This window comes from Cupriavidus sp., from assembly GCF_057315035.1.
Window position 1 is genome coordinate 12,678 of record NZ_DBHKYV010000015.1, and the last position, 13,789, is coordinate 26,466.

The 13,789-nt window shown below is 65.5% G+C and carries 11 protein-coding genes; 6 read left to right on the forward strand and 5 right to left on the reverse strand.

From position 1 onward, the window contains the following. The 3 genes from ACO550_RS18765 to ACO550_RS18775 form a co-directional block, all read right to left on the reverse strand. A partial coding sequence (locus ACO550_RS18765) for a DUF802 domain-containing protein (RefSeq protein ID WP_485994934.1) occupies window positions 1–1,541 on the reverse strand: 1,541 nt, incomplete at its 3' end. Between the two features lie 9 nt (window positions 1,542–1,550). Next, window positions 1,551–2,243 carry a DUF3348 family protein gene (locus tag ACO550_RS18770; RefSeq protein WP_315593981.1) on the reverse strand — a complete coding sequence of 231 codons (693 nt, stop codon included), beginning with the start codon at window positions 2,241–2,243 and terminating at the stop codon, window positions 1,551–1,553. Between the two features lie 223 nt (window positions 2,244–2,466). Then, complete coding sequence (locus tag ACO550_RS18775; RefSeq protein WP_315593982.1) at window positions 2,467–3,348, reverse strand: GntR family transcriptional regulator; 882 nt, start codon at window positions 3,346–3,348, stop codon at window positions 2,467–2,469. A 311-nt stretch (window positions 3,349–3,659) separates the two neighbouring features. On the opposite strand from ACO550_RS18775, the gene ACO550_RS18780 reads away from it, so the two are divergent. The 6 genes from ACO550_RS18780 to ACO550_RS18805 all read left to right on the forward strand — a co-directional run bounded on the left by ACO550_RS18780 (window position 3,660) and on the right by ACO550_RS18805 (window position 11,095). Beyond that, on the forward strand, window positions 3,660–4,685 hold the full coding sequence (locus tag ACO550_RS18780) for an amidohydrolase family protein (protein ID WP_315593983.1): 1,026 nt from the start codon (window positions 3,660–3,662) through the stop codon (window positions 4,683–4,685). 56 nt (window positions 4,686–4,741) lie between these two features. Then, on the forward strand, window positions 4,742–5,167 hold the full coding sequence (locus tag ACO550_RS18785) for a cupin domain-containing protein (protein WP_315593984.1): 426 nt from the start codon (window positions 4,742–4,744) through the stop codon (window positions 5,165–5,167). Window positions 5,168–5,182: 15 nt separating this feature from the next. Then, on the forward strand, window positions 5,183–6,247 hold the full coding sequence (locus ACO550_RS18790; protein WP_315593985.1) for an isocitrate/isopropylmalate dehydrogenase family protein: 1,065 nt from the start codon (window positions 5,183–5,185) through the stop codon (window positions 6,245–6,247). A gap of 87 nt (window positions 6,248–6,334) precedes the next feature. Next, window positions 6,335–7,306, forward strand: a complete 972-nt coding sequence (locus tag ACO550_RS18795) for a tripartite tricarboxylate transporter substrate-binding protein (RefSeq protein ID WP_315593986.1) — start codon at window positions 6,335–6,337, stop codon at window positions 7,304–7,306. Between the two features lie 44 nt (window positions 7,307–7,350). Continuing rightward, window positions 7,351–8,742, forward strand: coding sequence for an aldehyde dehydrogenase family protein (locus ACO550_RS18800; RefSeq protein WP_315593987.1), 1,392 nt, complete (start codon window positions 7,351–7,353; stop codon window positions 8,740–8,742). A gap of 115 nt (window positions 8,743–8,857) precedes the next feature. Next, window positions 8,858–11,095 carry a rhodanese-like domain-containing protein gene (locus tag ACO550_RS18805; RefSeq protein ID WP_315593988.1) on the forward strand — a complete coding sequence of 746 codons (2,238 nt, stop codon included), beginning with the start codon at window positions 8,858–8,860 and terminating at the stop codon, window positions 11,093–11,095. Window positions 11,096–11,157: 62 nt separating this feature from the next. On the opposite strand, the gene ACO550_RS18810 is transcribed toward ACO550_RS18805, so the two are convergent. Further along, window positions 11,158–12,582, reverse strand: a complete 1,425-nt coding sequence (locus tag ACO550_RS18810; RefSeq protein ID WP_315593989.1) for an FAD-dependent oxidoreductase — start codon at window positions 12,580–12,582, stop codon at window positions 11,158–11,160. 7 nt (window positions 12,583–12,589) lie between these two features. Continuing rightward, window positions 12,590–13,789: a cystathionine beta-lyase gene (metC, locus tag ACO550_RS18815; RefSeq protein WP_315593990.1), complete on the reverse strand. Its 1,200-nt coding sequence runs from the start codon at window positions 13,787–13,789 to the stop codon at window positions 12,590–12,592.

The window sequence follows — 13,789 nt, forward strand, 5'->3', positions numbered from 1 at the left end:
TGGGCCTGCGAGTCGGCGGCGATGTCGCGCACGCTTTGCGACAGGGCGTCGCGGACTTCCTGCTGGTGCGTGGCGGCTAGCGTGCTGGCCTGTTGCCACTCGTCGCGCATGGTGGCGGCCATGCCGGCCAGTGTGTCGCGCCACGCGGCCAGGCGTGTCTCTTCCTGCAGGGCGAGTGCGGTCTGGCGGGCCGTATCCTGCGCGGCCAGTTGCGCTTGCAGGTCGGCGTGCGATTGGCTGACCGTGCCGGCGATATCGGCAGTGTGCTGCGCGAAAGCGGCCGAGGCGTCGGTCATGGCCTGGCGGTTGGCGCTGGCGAGTGCTTCGCCCGTAAGTTCAAGGCGCGACAGCGCGCTGTCCCACGTGCTGGCCGCGCCGGCGGTCGCCGTGTCGAGACGGGTGCCAATGCCATCGACCAGTGCGGCCGAACGTTGCGCGAAGGTTTCGCCAAAGCCATCGAGCGATGCACGCAGGTCAGATGTGAGCGTGACGTTTGCTTGCTGGTGGTCGGCGAGGGCAGCACGCCAGGTGTCGGCCACGCTGGTGGTGGTGGCGGCAAAGCGGGTAGAGAGGCTGTCCAGATGCTGCTGCACGGTCTGCGTGACGGTATCGCGCACGGTGGCTGCTTCATGGGCCAGGCCGGCCATGGTGGTGTCCACGGCGGGCTGGATTGCGGCGCTGGCTGCGCGGGCGCTGTCGGCGATGCCTTCCTTCAGTGACTGCCCGACGGTATCGGCCAGCCGCGCGTAGGCTGCCTCGGTGCGCGTGTGGAACGCGTCCTGGCTGGCCGACAGGCGCTCGCCCAGTGCTTCATTCTGGCGGGTCATCGCCACGGCCATGGTGTCGAGTCGATCCACCAGCGCGGGCATCAGTTCGGCCTGCCGTTGCAGCAATGCGAAAACCGTGTCGTGCTGGTGATGGCGGGAATGCACCCGCAACGTGGTGGCAATGCGTTCGTCCAGCAACTGCGCGGCCTGCACGCGCTCGCGGCGGACCAGCGTCGCAAGCAGCCCGAGCATGGCCGAGGTGGCTACGCCCGCCACCGAGGTGCCAAATGCGAAGCCAAGCCCCTTGACCGGTGCCGCCAGCGAGGCACGGATGGCTTGCAGGTCGGCGGCGCTTTCCAGCGCGACGCCGGTGGTGCGCAGCGTGCCTACCATGCCGAGGAAGGTGCCGAGCATGCCCAGCAGCACCAGCAGGCCGACCAGATACGGCGTCATCGACGGGCCGGGCAGCGCCACGCGTTCGCCTTCCACGCGCAGGCGCACGGCATTGCGCAGGCTCGGATGCAGGGTGTCGAGCCAAGCGCCAAGGTTGGCGGGCGGCGCGGTGAGCCTGGCAACCGCGGCGGTCAGCGTGGGCGTGGCCTGCCGGTAGCGGTGCAATTCGAATGCGCCGCCCACGTAGAACCCGCCGATGATCAGCGTGACGGCCAGCGCCAGCGCATTCGTGCCCGCGTAGCCAGCGCCGACCCAGCCGACGACGGCCAGGCCCGCGAGGAAGACTACGGGTGCAACGAGTGGTGTGAGGTGTCTGTTCATGTCAATCGGTCAGTTTTCGCGCAGGGCGGCGAGCAGGGCGTCTACCGGCTGGAAGCGGATCTCCAGCTCAGCCAGCAGCACGCTCCGCATGTCCATGCGAAATACGTTAAGCCACGCGCCTTCTGCACCGCGCAGGCGTGTGAAATGTGGTTCCAGCATCCCCGGCACCGCGGCAAGCACGGCCTGTTCCCGCGCGCCAAGCACCTGTTCCATGACGGTATCCAGCATGGCCAGTCGGGCTGCCTGTGGCGAGCGCGCTGCCAGTGCCGTCCGTAGCCGGCCGCGCAGGCCGCCGATCTCGCGCTCCATCTGCAGTTGCAGCGTGATATAGCGCTGGCGATGGACGGCAAAGTCGGACTCGGCCGCATCGGGCATGGCCTGACGTGCCGGCATGCGTCGGCGGCTGTCGGATGCAGCACCTTGCCCGGTGATCGCGGCAGTCAGCATGGCGCGCACATGGCTGCCGGCCGAGTCGCCAATGCCTGCACCGCTACCTTGGCGCGTGGGTGCCCCGGAGGGCACTTCCGGTGGATTGCCGTTAAGCGCCGCAGACAGCGAGATGGCGTCGGTCCAGCCAAGCCACCGGCTCATCACGGCGGACAGCGACGGCGCGGCGCCGGCGGCCTCCGCGTCGGTCAGGCGGGCCAGCAGGCGTAGCAGTTTCGGGCCGCTGAGACCCGTGCGCTGTGGCACTTGCGTCATGTCGCCTGGATGCAAAAAAACGGGAAGTTTACACGGTCGCGGCCGTGACGGAACGGGCTTCGGGTTTGTCCCTGCGAATAGGGGAGTCTGGAAGGAGCCTGGGCGAGCCTGAGTGGCTGCAGGGCCCCGAACCATCGCTGGTTCCGGTGGCCCCAAAACCGCGGGTCAACCGATGTGATCAGTCACTAACCATTAGTCACCAATCACTAATCACTAATCACGCTCAGCTGTCGGATTTCTCGCGTACCGCGTTACGCAGGTGCAGGCGCATGAAGTCGGCTGCGGCTTCTTGCTGGCCGGCCAGCAGCATGTCGATCAGCGTCAGGTGTTCGCGGCAGCGCCGCTCGGCCTGGTCGCGGTCCACCGCCTTGCGGTATTCCATAAGTCGGCGCAAGCGGTCCAGCCTGCGCAAGCCTTCGAGGATAAATGCGTTGCCCGAGCATGCGGCAATGGTTTCGTGCAGACGGCTGTTGGCGTCGAACAGGGCGGCCGCGGTTGCCGTGTGCGCGCCGCCGTTGGCCAGCGCTTCCTGTTCGGCGCGGCAGCGCAGCAGCGCTTCGCGGTCGAGTTCGAAGGTCGGTTCCAGGATGCCTGCGGCTTCGATCAGCAGGCGATAGCGGTAGCCCTGCTTGTAGGTCTCCGCGGAAGTCAGTACCGGCAAGAACATCCACCCGTGGCCGGGCAGCCGTTCGACCCATCCCTCCTGCGTCATGCGGCGCAGGATCGCGCCCAACTGGGCGCGCGTGATGCCGTACCGCCGCATCAACTCGTTTTCGGTGAAACGATCGGGCAGTCCGCCGTTGAGCCGCTCCTCCGCAATCCGGAAGTAAATCGCCTCGTTGTCATCGCCTTGCGTGGCATCGGGCTCCAGGCCGTTCGCCGGGACGGCAGGGCCGCCAACGGCTACGGCATAACCGCCCTCCGGGTGAGCGGTGACCACCGATTGCGATGCCAGCCGGCGCAGCGCTTCACGTACTGGCGAGCGCGACACCCGGAACTGCTCGGCTAGCGCACGTTCGGGCAGGCGAGTGCCCGGCGCCATGCCGGCTGCGGAAATGTACTGGTGGATGTTTGCCGCAAGGACGTCGGCAAGTTGGCGGGCCATGGGAGAGCGTTTCAAAGCGGTTGGCAGATGCTATCACATTAAACGTGGGTCTTTTAGCGCGTCAAAGTTCCATCATGTTGCAACGTTCACAGGCGTCTGTGATGCTTCACACCGGCTCGGCTATTCAGCTGTGTTTCGGGTAAACCATGGTGAAAGACCGCCAAGCCTTGCACAGCAAGGGCTACTGGGTTCTGTGGTTTCTGTTGGTTCTTTATAAATTCAAAAAACCCTTTACATGGTTCTTTGAATTTATAAAATGCCAACCATCGCGTCACTGGATGTCGACGCAACCACAACAACAGGAGACAACAGTGCATCGCAGACAAGTGCTTCAGGCCGGACTTGCGGCCATCGGCGGACTTTCTCTCATTGATGCGATGGCGGCCGATGCCACTGGCTTCACTACACAAGGAAACGCCGTGAACCCGGACCTCGTTCGTCACGTCAGCGCCCCGGCCTTCAAGCCGCCCCCCGGCAGTTGCGATTGCCATGTCCACGTTTTCGACGGTGCGCGCTTCCCGTTCGCGGCCAAGCGTTCGTACACGCCGGGCGCCGCGCGGGTGGAAGACCTGGTCGCTTTCGAGCAGCAGTTGGGCATCGACCGCATCGTGCTGGTGCAACCCAGTGTCTACGGTGTCGACAACGCCGCGCTGCTCGATGCCCTGGGCCGGTTGCGCGAGCGCGCACGCGGTGTGGCCGTAATCGATCTGGAGAAAGCCAATCACGCCGCGCTGCAGGGTATGCACGAGAAGGGCGTGCGTGGCATCCGCCTGAACCTTGAAGTCAGCGGCCAGCGCAATCACGACTTCGCATTGACCCAGTTGAAGCGTGCGGAGCAGGTGGTCGGGCCGCTTGGCTGGGCGGTCCAGGTCTATGCCGACGTGGACGTGATTGCCGAGTTGGCTGCCGCTATCGCCGAACTGAAAGTGCCGGTGGTGCTCGACCACTTTGCCGGTATCAAGACCCACAAGAAGGAAGAACAGAAGGGCGCCTTCGCGAGCGTGGTGGAACTGGTCAGGCGCGGCAATACGTACGTGAAGCTGTCTGCCCCGTATCGCGCGTCGCGCGCTGCGCCCGGCTTCGACGATGTCGGCGAGTTCGCCCTGGCCTTGATCCGGGCAAGACCGGACCGGATGGTATGGGCCTCCGATTGGCCGCACACGGGTAGCTCGGGCAATCGCAGCGGCAACCTTGACCAGATCGAGCCGTTCCGCAAGGAGGACGCGGGACGCGCATTGAACCAGCTTGCGTCGTGGGCGAATACGCCCGAGTTGCTGCATCGCATCCTCGTCGACAACCCGGCCCGGCTATACGGCTTTGGCCAGGCGACGGCCTGATCCATCCCGGTTCCTTTCTTGTTCACCACATACAGCGAGTTTTCTGGAGTTTCATCATGTCGATCAAGACCCCATCCGGCGCCGTGCTGCTCAAGCCGGATCAACTGCCAACTTTCGATCGCGGCGGCGGCGCCAGTACCACACCGCTGGTTGGCAAGTCGATCGGTTCGGACAGCTTCATCACCGGCTACACGACCTTCGCCCCCGGCGTCGAGATTCCGTTCCACAGCCACAACTGCCAGGAAAGCGTAGTGCTGGTGGAGGGCGACGCGATGCTCGATATCGACGATCTCGAATACCGGCTCAAGCCATTGGATACCACGTTCATTCCGCCCAATGTGCCGCACCGGTTCCGCAACCTGTCGAAGTCATCGCCAATGAAGATCCTGTGGATCTACGCCACGACAGACGCCACCCGCACCCTGGTCGAGAGCGGCGAAACACGCCCTGTATCGGCCGAGCACCACACCCCCAAGGCTTAACTGAGAGTTTCCATCATGCGTATTCTTGTTCTCCCGGGCGATGGCATTGGCCCCGAAATCGTTGCCGCCTCGATCGATGTCCTGAAGCAGGCCGACCAGGTCTTTGATCTGCAACTGCAGTTCGACTATGAGGATGTGGGGTTCGCCAGCCTCGAAAAATACGGCACCACGCTGCGCCAGGAGGTGCTGGACCGCGCCACGTCGTATGACGGCGTGATCCTGGGCACCCAGTCCCACGCTGACTATCCGACCCCGGACAAGGGCGGCCGCAATATCTCGGCGGCGTTCCGATGCGACCTGGACCTGTACGCCAACGTGCGTCCTTCCCGTTCGCGCGAGTTCCTGGGCAAGGGCGCCAGGAACATGGACCTCGTCATCATGCGTGAGGCCACCGAGGGCTTCTATCCCGACCGTAATATGTACGAAGGTTGGGGCGAGATGATGCCGTCGAAGGACATGGCCATCTCGGTGCGCAAGATCACGGCGCATTGCTCGGAGCGCATCGCCCGTCGTTCATTCGAACTGGCGATGAAGCGCAAGAAGCATGTCACGGCCATCCACAAGGCCAACAGCTTCCATATGACCGATGGACTGTTCCTGCGCGAAGTGCGCAAGGTAGCGGCCGAATTCCCCGAGGTGAAGTTCGATGACCTGCTGGTCGATGCGTCGACCGCTTACCTGGTGCGCGACCCGTCGCGCTTCGACGTGATCGTGGCGACCAATTTCTACGGCGACATCCTGTCGGACCTGGCCAGCGAACTGTCGGGCAGCCTGGGTCTCGGCGGCTCCGTGATGGCGGGAGATGCACTGTGCTGTGCGCAGGCCCAACATGGTTCGGCGCCCGATATCCAGGGGCTGGACAAGGCCAACCCGACGTCGATGATCCTGTCCGTCGCCATGCTCGTGCAGTGGCTTGGCGAACACCGCGACAAACCGAATTTTGTTGTGGCAGCCGCGGCCATCGACGCCGCCGTGGACAAGGTGCTGGCGAACCCCGCTACACGCACGGCAGACCTGGGCGGCACGATGGGTTGCGACGCATTCGGCAAGGCCGTGGCGCGGAGCATCTCCGCGGCCTGAGTCGCAGCCCCGCCTCGCCTTGCACGGACGCGGTGCCATACCTCGGCCACCGCGTCTCTTACATCCAGAAGAACATCCGGAGACAGCATGCACGCATTCAAGTCATGGCTGGCGGTGGCGCTCGCCAGTGTTTCGTTCATCGGCGGCGCCAGCGCCAACGACAGTTACCCGGCGAAGCCGGTCAGCATCATCGTGCCGTTCGCGCCAGGCGGCGGTAGCGACAACGTTTCGCGCTATATCGCCACGCGCCTTTCCGAAAAGACCAAGGCCACGTTCCTGATCGACAACCGTCCCGGTGCCGGCACCAATATCGGCAACGAGGCCGCGGCACGCGCGGCGCCCGATGGCCAGACGCTGCTGTTCGGCCAGGTGGCGTTGTCGATCAACCCGTTCGTCTACAAGAAGCTCCGCTACGACACCGAGAAAGACTTCGTGCCCGTCGTGCTGATTGCCACGTCACCGACCGTGCTGGTCGTGACGAAGGATTTTCCGGAGAAGGATCTCAAGGGTGTGATCCGGTATATCAGGGCCAATCCGGGCAAGGTCAACTTTGCGTCGGGCGGCAAGGGTACGTCGGTGCATCTGGCTGGCGAGCTGTTCCGCAGCATGATCCACGCCGACATGGTCCACGTGCCATACAAGGGCAGTGGTCCGGCCGTAACCGATTTGATCGGCGGACAGGTCCAGATGATGTTTGATACCGCCGCGTCCGCGTTGCCCCAGCTCAAGGGGGGCAAGCTGCGCGCCATCGCCGTCACGGGTACGCATCGTCTGCCCGAACTGTCCGATGTGCCGACCTTCGCCGAGGCCGGCCTGAATGGCTTCGAAGCCCCCGCATGGTACGGGTTGCTGGCACCGGCCGGCACGCCGAAGCCGGTGGTCCAGTTTCTCAATACGCAAGTCAATGACATCCTCAAGGAGCCTGCCACAAGGCAGCGGCTGGCGCAGCTTGGCGCCGAGCCCGCAGGTGGATCTCCCGAGGACCTCGCCCGCTTCATGCGCACCGAATCGGCCAGATGGTCGGCGGTTGTGAAGAGCGCGAACGTGGCAGCCGATTAGCCCCGACCAGTCCATTCCTCAACCCTCCGTCGCACCCGATAGCCATGAGCCAAACCATTACGACCTATGACCCCAGCACCGGTGACGTGCTGCAGACCTACCAGGGCTGGACCGCTGAACAGATTGAATCCGCCGTCAGCGCCGGCCATGCCGCAGCGCAGGCATGGGGCAAGCAAGCGTTGGCGGATCGCGTTGCGGCGGTGCGCCGCCTGGCTGCGGAACTGCGCCGCCAGGCCATGCCGTTTGCGGAGTTGATCACCGCCGAAATGGGCAAGGTCTTGCCAGAAGCCGTCGGCGAAATGGAAAAGTCCGCGGTCACCGCGCTCTACTACGCTGACAATGCCGCGCGCATCCTGGCCGGCGAACAGGCAGCCATCGAAGGCGTGGAAGCGTGGGTCAGCTACGAGCCGATCGGTCTGGTACTAGCGGTGATGCCGTGGAACTTCCCGGTGTGGCAGGTCATGCGTTTCGCGATCCCGGCGATTACAGCCGGTAACGGGGTGTTGCTCAAGCATTCGCCTAACGTTACCGGTTGCGCGTTGGCGCTGGAGAAACTGTTCCTCGACGCCGGATTGCCAAAGCATCTCGTTACCACGCTGGTCGTCGCCGAACCGCATGTGCCACAGGTGATCGATGGCCTGATCCACGACGACCGTATCGCGGCCGTGACGCTCACGGGTTCCAACCGCGCTGGTGCCGCCGTTGGCGCCGCCGCCGGTCGCGCGTCGAAGAAGTCGGTGCTGGAACTGGGCGGTTCCGATGCATTCATCGTGCTCGACGATGCCGACCTCGACAAGGCCGTGGCAGCGGCCGTCAAGGCGCGCTTTCACAACGCGGGCCAGAGTTGTGTCTGCGCCAAGCGCTTTATCGTCTCGGAGGGTATTGCCAACGCATTCACCGAACGGTTTGTGCAGGCCACACAGGCACTGGTCGTCGGCAATCCGAACGAGTCCGCCACGCAGATGGGACCGCTGGCACGTCCCGACCTGCGCGACGCGCTGGACCTGCAAGTGCGCCGCTCGGTCGACGCCGGGGCAGTGCTGCTGGCGGGCGGCAAGGCGGTGGAGGGGGCGGGGAATTTCTATGCGCCTACCGTGCTTGGCAATTTGCGGCCCGGCATGGCGGCCTTCGATGAAGAGACCTTCGGACCCTTGGCCGCCATCGCCGTGGCCGTGGACGATGCCGACGCGGTGCGTCTGGCCAACGCCACGCCGTTCGGCCTGTCGGTGAGTGTCTGGGCCGGCTCGAACCAGCGTGCGCTGGCGGTGGCCAAGGGCATTACCAGCGGTGCCGCCTTCATCAACGCGATCACAGCCTCCGATGCGCGCGTGCCATTCGGCGGCACGAAGAAGTCGGGATACGGTCGTGAGCTTGCCGCCGCGGGCATTCGCGAATTCACCAATGCCCGCACTTACTGGGCCGTGGCGCCTGCCTGAACCTGACTGCAGCTGCCATGCGCGCATAACGTTCTGCGCGTTTGTTCGTTCCTTGCGCGGGCGGCAGCCTCTAGAGTCGGTGGCTTGTCCCCATCCTGCCTTTCTGGCCATCGACATGAGCGCATCCCAAGCTTCGCTGCCTGCCGCCGCAGAACCCGACATTGCCAGCCGCCGCCATCGGGCCGTGGCCGCTTTTATCGCCGAGACGCGTCGGCTGCTCGGTAGCGCCGCGGTGACCGACAAGGCCCGGCTCGAACCCGTCGCACGGGCGCTGGAGGCGCTCGGCCAGCAACGCGAGCTGTTTCCGGAGCGGCACTTTCCGGTCTCGGCGGCCAACCCTGCGCAGGTGTACCGCCTCGCCGAGGATCTTGACGGAAGATTCGCACTGTATGTATCGGCCGGCTTGCCGGGAAAGGCCCAGCCGCCGCACGACCACACTACCTGGGCGATCATCGCGGGTATCACCGGTCGCGAACGGAACAACTTCTTCGCGCGTGAAGCCACCGACGATCCAACCCGCGACACGCTGAGAGAGATCAACGAATCGGATGTGGTCGCCGGCACATCGGTGACCTTGCTACCCGATGACGTGCACACGATCGAACTGATCGGCCAGGAAAACGGGCTGCATCTCCACTTCTACGGACTTGCGCTGGATCGGCTGTCTGGCCGCGTGGTGTTCGAAAGCAAGGCGGGTGGCGCCTACCGGCACTTTGGCCCGCCGCGGCGCTTGGCCGCGCCGGTGATCGATGCCGCGGCGTTGAAGTCGGCGCTGGCCGATGGGCGGGAGATTGCGCTGCTCGATGTCCGCGAGACCGGTGTCTACACGAAGGGCCATCCGCTGCTGGCCGCGTCGGCGCCGTTGTGGCGCCTGGAGTTGCTGATCGATCGTCTGGTGCCACGGCGCGACACGCGCATCGTGTTGCTCGACGGTGGCGATAACGCCGACGCGCTCGCCCACCAGGCCGCGGCAAAGCTGGTGCGCCTGGGCTGGGGCAATGTATCGGTGCTCGAAGGCGGTGTTGCCGCGTGGGCGGCGGCGGGCCATGAACTCTTTACCGGCAGCAATGTGCCCAGCAAAGCGTTCGGGGAGATCATCGAGCACCAGAAGCACACGCCGTGGATCGATGTGGACGAGTTGCATCGCCGTATCGAAGAAGGCGAGGATATCGTCGTGGTGGACAGCCGTACTACCGAGGAATTCGCCGACTTCAGCCTGCCGTTCGCGCATAGCTTGCCGGGTGCGGAACTGGTCTACCGGATTGGCGAACTGGCGCCGAACCCTGACACGCTGGTGGTGGTCAACTGCGCGGGCCGCACGCGCAGCATCGTGGGCGCGCAGACGCTGATCGACGCGGGCATTCCGAATCCGGTGGCTTCGCTCAAGGACGGCACCATGGCCTGGCTGCTGGGTGGCCGCACGCTTGCACACGGCCGCGTGACCCCGCTGCCGGAGCCTTCGACCGGCACGCTCGAAGGCGCCCGTGAGCGCGCCGCGCGCGTGGCAACGCAGGCAGGCGTGCGCCGGATCGACGCCGCCGGGCTTGAGCAACTGGTGGCTGCGTCGGAGGCGCGTTCGCTATTTCGGTTTGACGTCCGCACGCGCGGCGAGTATGAGTCGGGCCATCTGCCGGGCTGGCGCTGGGCGCCCGGTGGGCAACTGGTGCAGGCAACGGACGAGTATCTTGCCACGCGCCGCGCGCGTATCGTGCTGGCCGATTTCGATGGCGTGCGCGCGTTGACCACGGCGGCGTGGCTGGCGCAGCTTGGTGGGCATGAGGTCTTCGTGTACGCACCGTCCGCCGATGCGGAGCTCGTGACCGGTGCGGAGCCCGTGCGCGTGCTGGCATCGAGGCCTGCCGCGGCGTCGGTGTCGGCACAGCAGGCCTCGCAGCAGGAGGCGTCGGGCACCGCGAGGCTGTTTGACGTGGAGCGCCGCTCGGCCTATGAGAAGCGTCATGCAGCCGGTGCGTACTTTGCGGTGCCCGATCGCCTGGAGGCAGTGATTGCCGACCTCGCGGCCGATCATGCGATCCTGATCACCTCATCGGATGGCGTGCTGGCGCGTGTGGTCGCTGCGGAACTGGCTGCGCGCACCGGCCGCGATGTGCGTTACGTAAGCGGTGGCACGCAGGCCTGGGCGGCTGCGGGGTTGCCTGTGGGGGCGGGTGAGGAGAGGGTGCTGACTGGCGACGACGACTACTGGTTCAGCCCGTATCAGCATGCCGACGTGGCCCAGCGCAATGCCGGTTTCCAGGCGTATCTCGACTGGGAGGTCAATCTTGTGGAGCAGCTTGGGCGCGAAGGCGACATTGGCATCCGGTTGATCGGGGCAGCCGAAACCGCAAGCTGAGCCGAACGGTAGCGACAAACGACACGAACAAGGGGGCAGGCACTGCCCCCTTGTTTCATCTATCAGCCACGCCAGAGCGCATGCTCGTACAGTTCAGGGCCAAAATCGGGTGCCACATCGGCATGCGCACGGGCCTGATGTAGTTCCAGGTCCGCGGTGAACAGGTCGCGGCTCACACGTGACACGATCACCGGGATATCGCGCCGCATGCTCGGGATATCGCCCAGGGGCACGCCAGTGCTCGCATAGCCGGCCGGATTGAAGACATGGATTGCGCCGAGCCATGGCGCGGCGCCGCGATGCTTCTCGGTATATTCGTGGCCGCTGCCCAGGTAGGGCGAGGCGCCTAGTGCGTCGTCGCGCTCGCCTGGCAACGGCTCGTAGCGATCACGCCAGCGTGCGATCAGCGGTGCGATGCTGGCCAGTTCGGCGCGGTCGGCCGGGTCGGTGGTGTAGCCGGTGCCGGCAATCACAAAGTCGAACGCGAACGTGTGGCCTGCCACATGCGCCTCGACTACGCGATCACGCAAGGTAGCGGCCTCCCATGGTGAAGCCAGATGCAGATGGAAGTTGGCGTGGGCGGTGGCGCGCTTGACGGCGTCGGCGGGTGGCGTGGAGCCGGCGCGGCGGTAGCGTACCGCGTGTTGCCAGCGGTGTGCGTCCGACAGGCTCGCGTAGTTGTCGAAGAAGCCGGGATACATGCGTGGCTTGGCTGCGGCACGGGCGGCAATATGGTCGCGCCGGGCAAACAGGCGTACTGCATGCGCACCCGCTTCCAGCGCCACGGCGGCGGCATCGAATGCCGACGCGGCCGCACCGATCACCGCCACGGTCTTGCCGCGCAACGCCGCGAAGTCGATCCCGTCAGCCGTATGCGCTGCCAGGCCTGATTGCACCGCCGGGCGCAGGTAGCCCGGGATGTAAGGCGCACCATTGCCGGCCACCCCATTGGAAAGAATCAGCTTGCGAGTCGTTTCGAAGCGGCGCTCACCGTTGGTTTCGAGCGTGATCCGCAAGGCCGGCACGCCAGCGCCATCCCACGGGGTGATGTCGATCAGGCGCGTTGCATGGCGGACGTCGATATCAAGAAACTCGCGGAACCAGGCCAGGTATGCGGCCCAGTCCGCGCGCGGAATGCGGTCTAGCGCCGCAAAGGCTGCCTGGCCGTGCCGCGCTTCGAACCATTGCTGGAATCCCAACGCAGTGATGCCGAGTTCAGGTCCCACCAGCGACTTCAGCGTACGCAGCTTGTGCATGCGCGCGCGGGTCAGCCAAACGCCGGCGCCGGCGGCATCGGCCGCTGCGTCGATCACGGATACGCCGCCGATGCCAGCCCGCCGCAATGCGTGCGCGATGGCACAGCCACCCTGGCCGCCGCCTACGATCAGCACATTGTGGTCGATGCCGTCGCGTTGCGGCACCCAGTTGTCCGGGGCGGGGCCCAGCAGCCGCAGCGTGTCCCGCGCGAAATGGTCGATGTCGCTCATGTCAGGCTCAGGCAATGGAGAGTTGGAACGCTTGCCGCAGGTCCGCGATCAGGTCCGCTGGATCTTCCAGTCCAACGTGCAGACGGATGACCGGCGCGTTGTTGCCGCTATGCTGCCAGCTGCGGGACGCATTGAGCCGTTCGGGCGGTGCCACCAGCGCCAGGCTCTCGTAGCCGCCCCACGACGCACCGATCGAGAACAGCCGCAAGGCATTGACCAGCCGGCCGGCAGCGCTGTGGTCGGTGCCGTGCAGGGCAAACGACACCAGGCCGCTGGCGCCGGTGAAATCGCGTTTCCACAGCGCGTGGCCGGGGTCTTCGGGCAGCGCAGGGTAGAAGGTGCGCGCTACTGGCGACTGCTGTTGCAGCCATTGTGCAACCTCGGTGGCGTTGCGCTGGTGTTGCGCCAGCCGTACCGGCAGCGTGCGCAGCCCGCGCAGTGCCAGGTAGGCGTCGTCGGCGCCAATGGTCAGGCCCAGCGCTTCGTGCGTGGTGGCGATGCGTTCGGCCAGCGCGGGGCTGTCGACCACCAAGGCACCCTGCATCACGTCGGAATGGCCGGCAATGTACTTGGTGGCGGCCTGGATCGAGATATTGGCCCCGAGTCGCAGCGGCTGCAGGAACCAGCCGCCGCTCCACGTGTTGTCGATGGCCACGGGCACACCTTTCGCACGCGCGACCGCGGTCAGCGCGGGCAAATCAAGCACGTCAAACAGCAGCGAGCCCGGCGACTCCAGGTACACGAGCCGCGTGTTGGCGCGGATCAATGCATCGAGGTCGTCGTGTTGCGGCGAGAAGTACTCGATCTCCACGCCGAGCCGTTGCAGCAGCGTCTGGTCGACGCGGCGCAGAGGTGCGTACACGGTGTCCGAAACAAGTGCGTGGTCGCCGGGGCCCAGCAGCGACAGCAGCACCAGCGTAATCGCGGAGAGCCCGGAAGGTGCCAGAAATGCTCGATGTCCGCCTTCGAGCGTACACAGCGCGTCTTCGAGCGCTTCGTGCGTGTCGAGGCCGTGCCGGCCATAGGTTGCGATGCGTTCGCCGTGTGAGCGGCGATGTTGACGGTCGGCCAGCGTCTCGACATTCTCGAAGCGGACCGTGCTGGTTCGCACCACAGGTATGTTGACGGGGCCCACGCCATCGCGCAGGCGCGCGGAGCCGGCGTGCAACAGTCGCGTGTGGATGCCGTCTGTGGAATTCTGGCTCAT

Coding starts and splice junctions, on each gene's coding strand:
- ACO550_RS18800 (WP_315593987.1), top strand. CDS start 7,351: ATGAGCCAAACCATTACGACCTATGACCCCAGCACCGGTGACGTGCTG.
- ACO550_RS18810 (WP_315593989.1), bottom strand. CDS start 12,582: ATGAGCGACATCGACCATTTCGCGCGGGACACGCTGCGGCTGCTGGGC.
- ACO550_RS18775 (WP_315593982.1), bottom strand. CDS start 3,348: ATGGCCCGCCAACTTGCCGACGTCCTTGCGGCAAACATCCACCAGTAC.
- ACO550_RS18770 (WP_315593981.1), bottom strand. CDS start 2,243: ATGACGCAAGTGCCACAGCGCACGGGTCTCAGCGGCCCGAAACTGCTA.
- ACO550_RS18785 (WP_315593984.1), top strand. CDS start 4,742: ATGTCGATCAAGACCCCATCCGGCGCCGTGCTGCTCAAGCCGGATCAA.
- metC (WP_315593990.1), bottom strand. CDS start 13,789: ATGAGCCAGAATTCCACAGACGGCATCCACACGCGACTGTTGCACGCC.
- ACO550_RS18805 (WP_315593988.1), top strand. CDS start 8,858: ATGAGCGCATCCCAAGCTTCGCTGCCTGCCGCCGCAGAACCCGACATT.
- ACO550_RS18795 (WP_315593986.1), top strand. CDS start 6,335: ATGCACGCATTCAAGTCATGGCTGGCGGTGGCGCTCGCCAGTGTTTCG.
- ACO550_RS18790 (WP_315593985.1), top strand. CDS start 5,183: ATGCGTATTCTTGTTCTCCCGGGCGATGGCATTGGCCCCGAAATCGTT.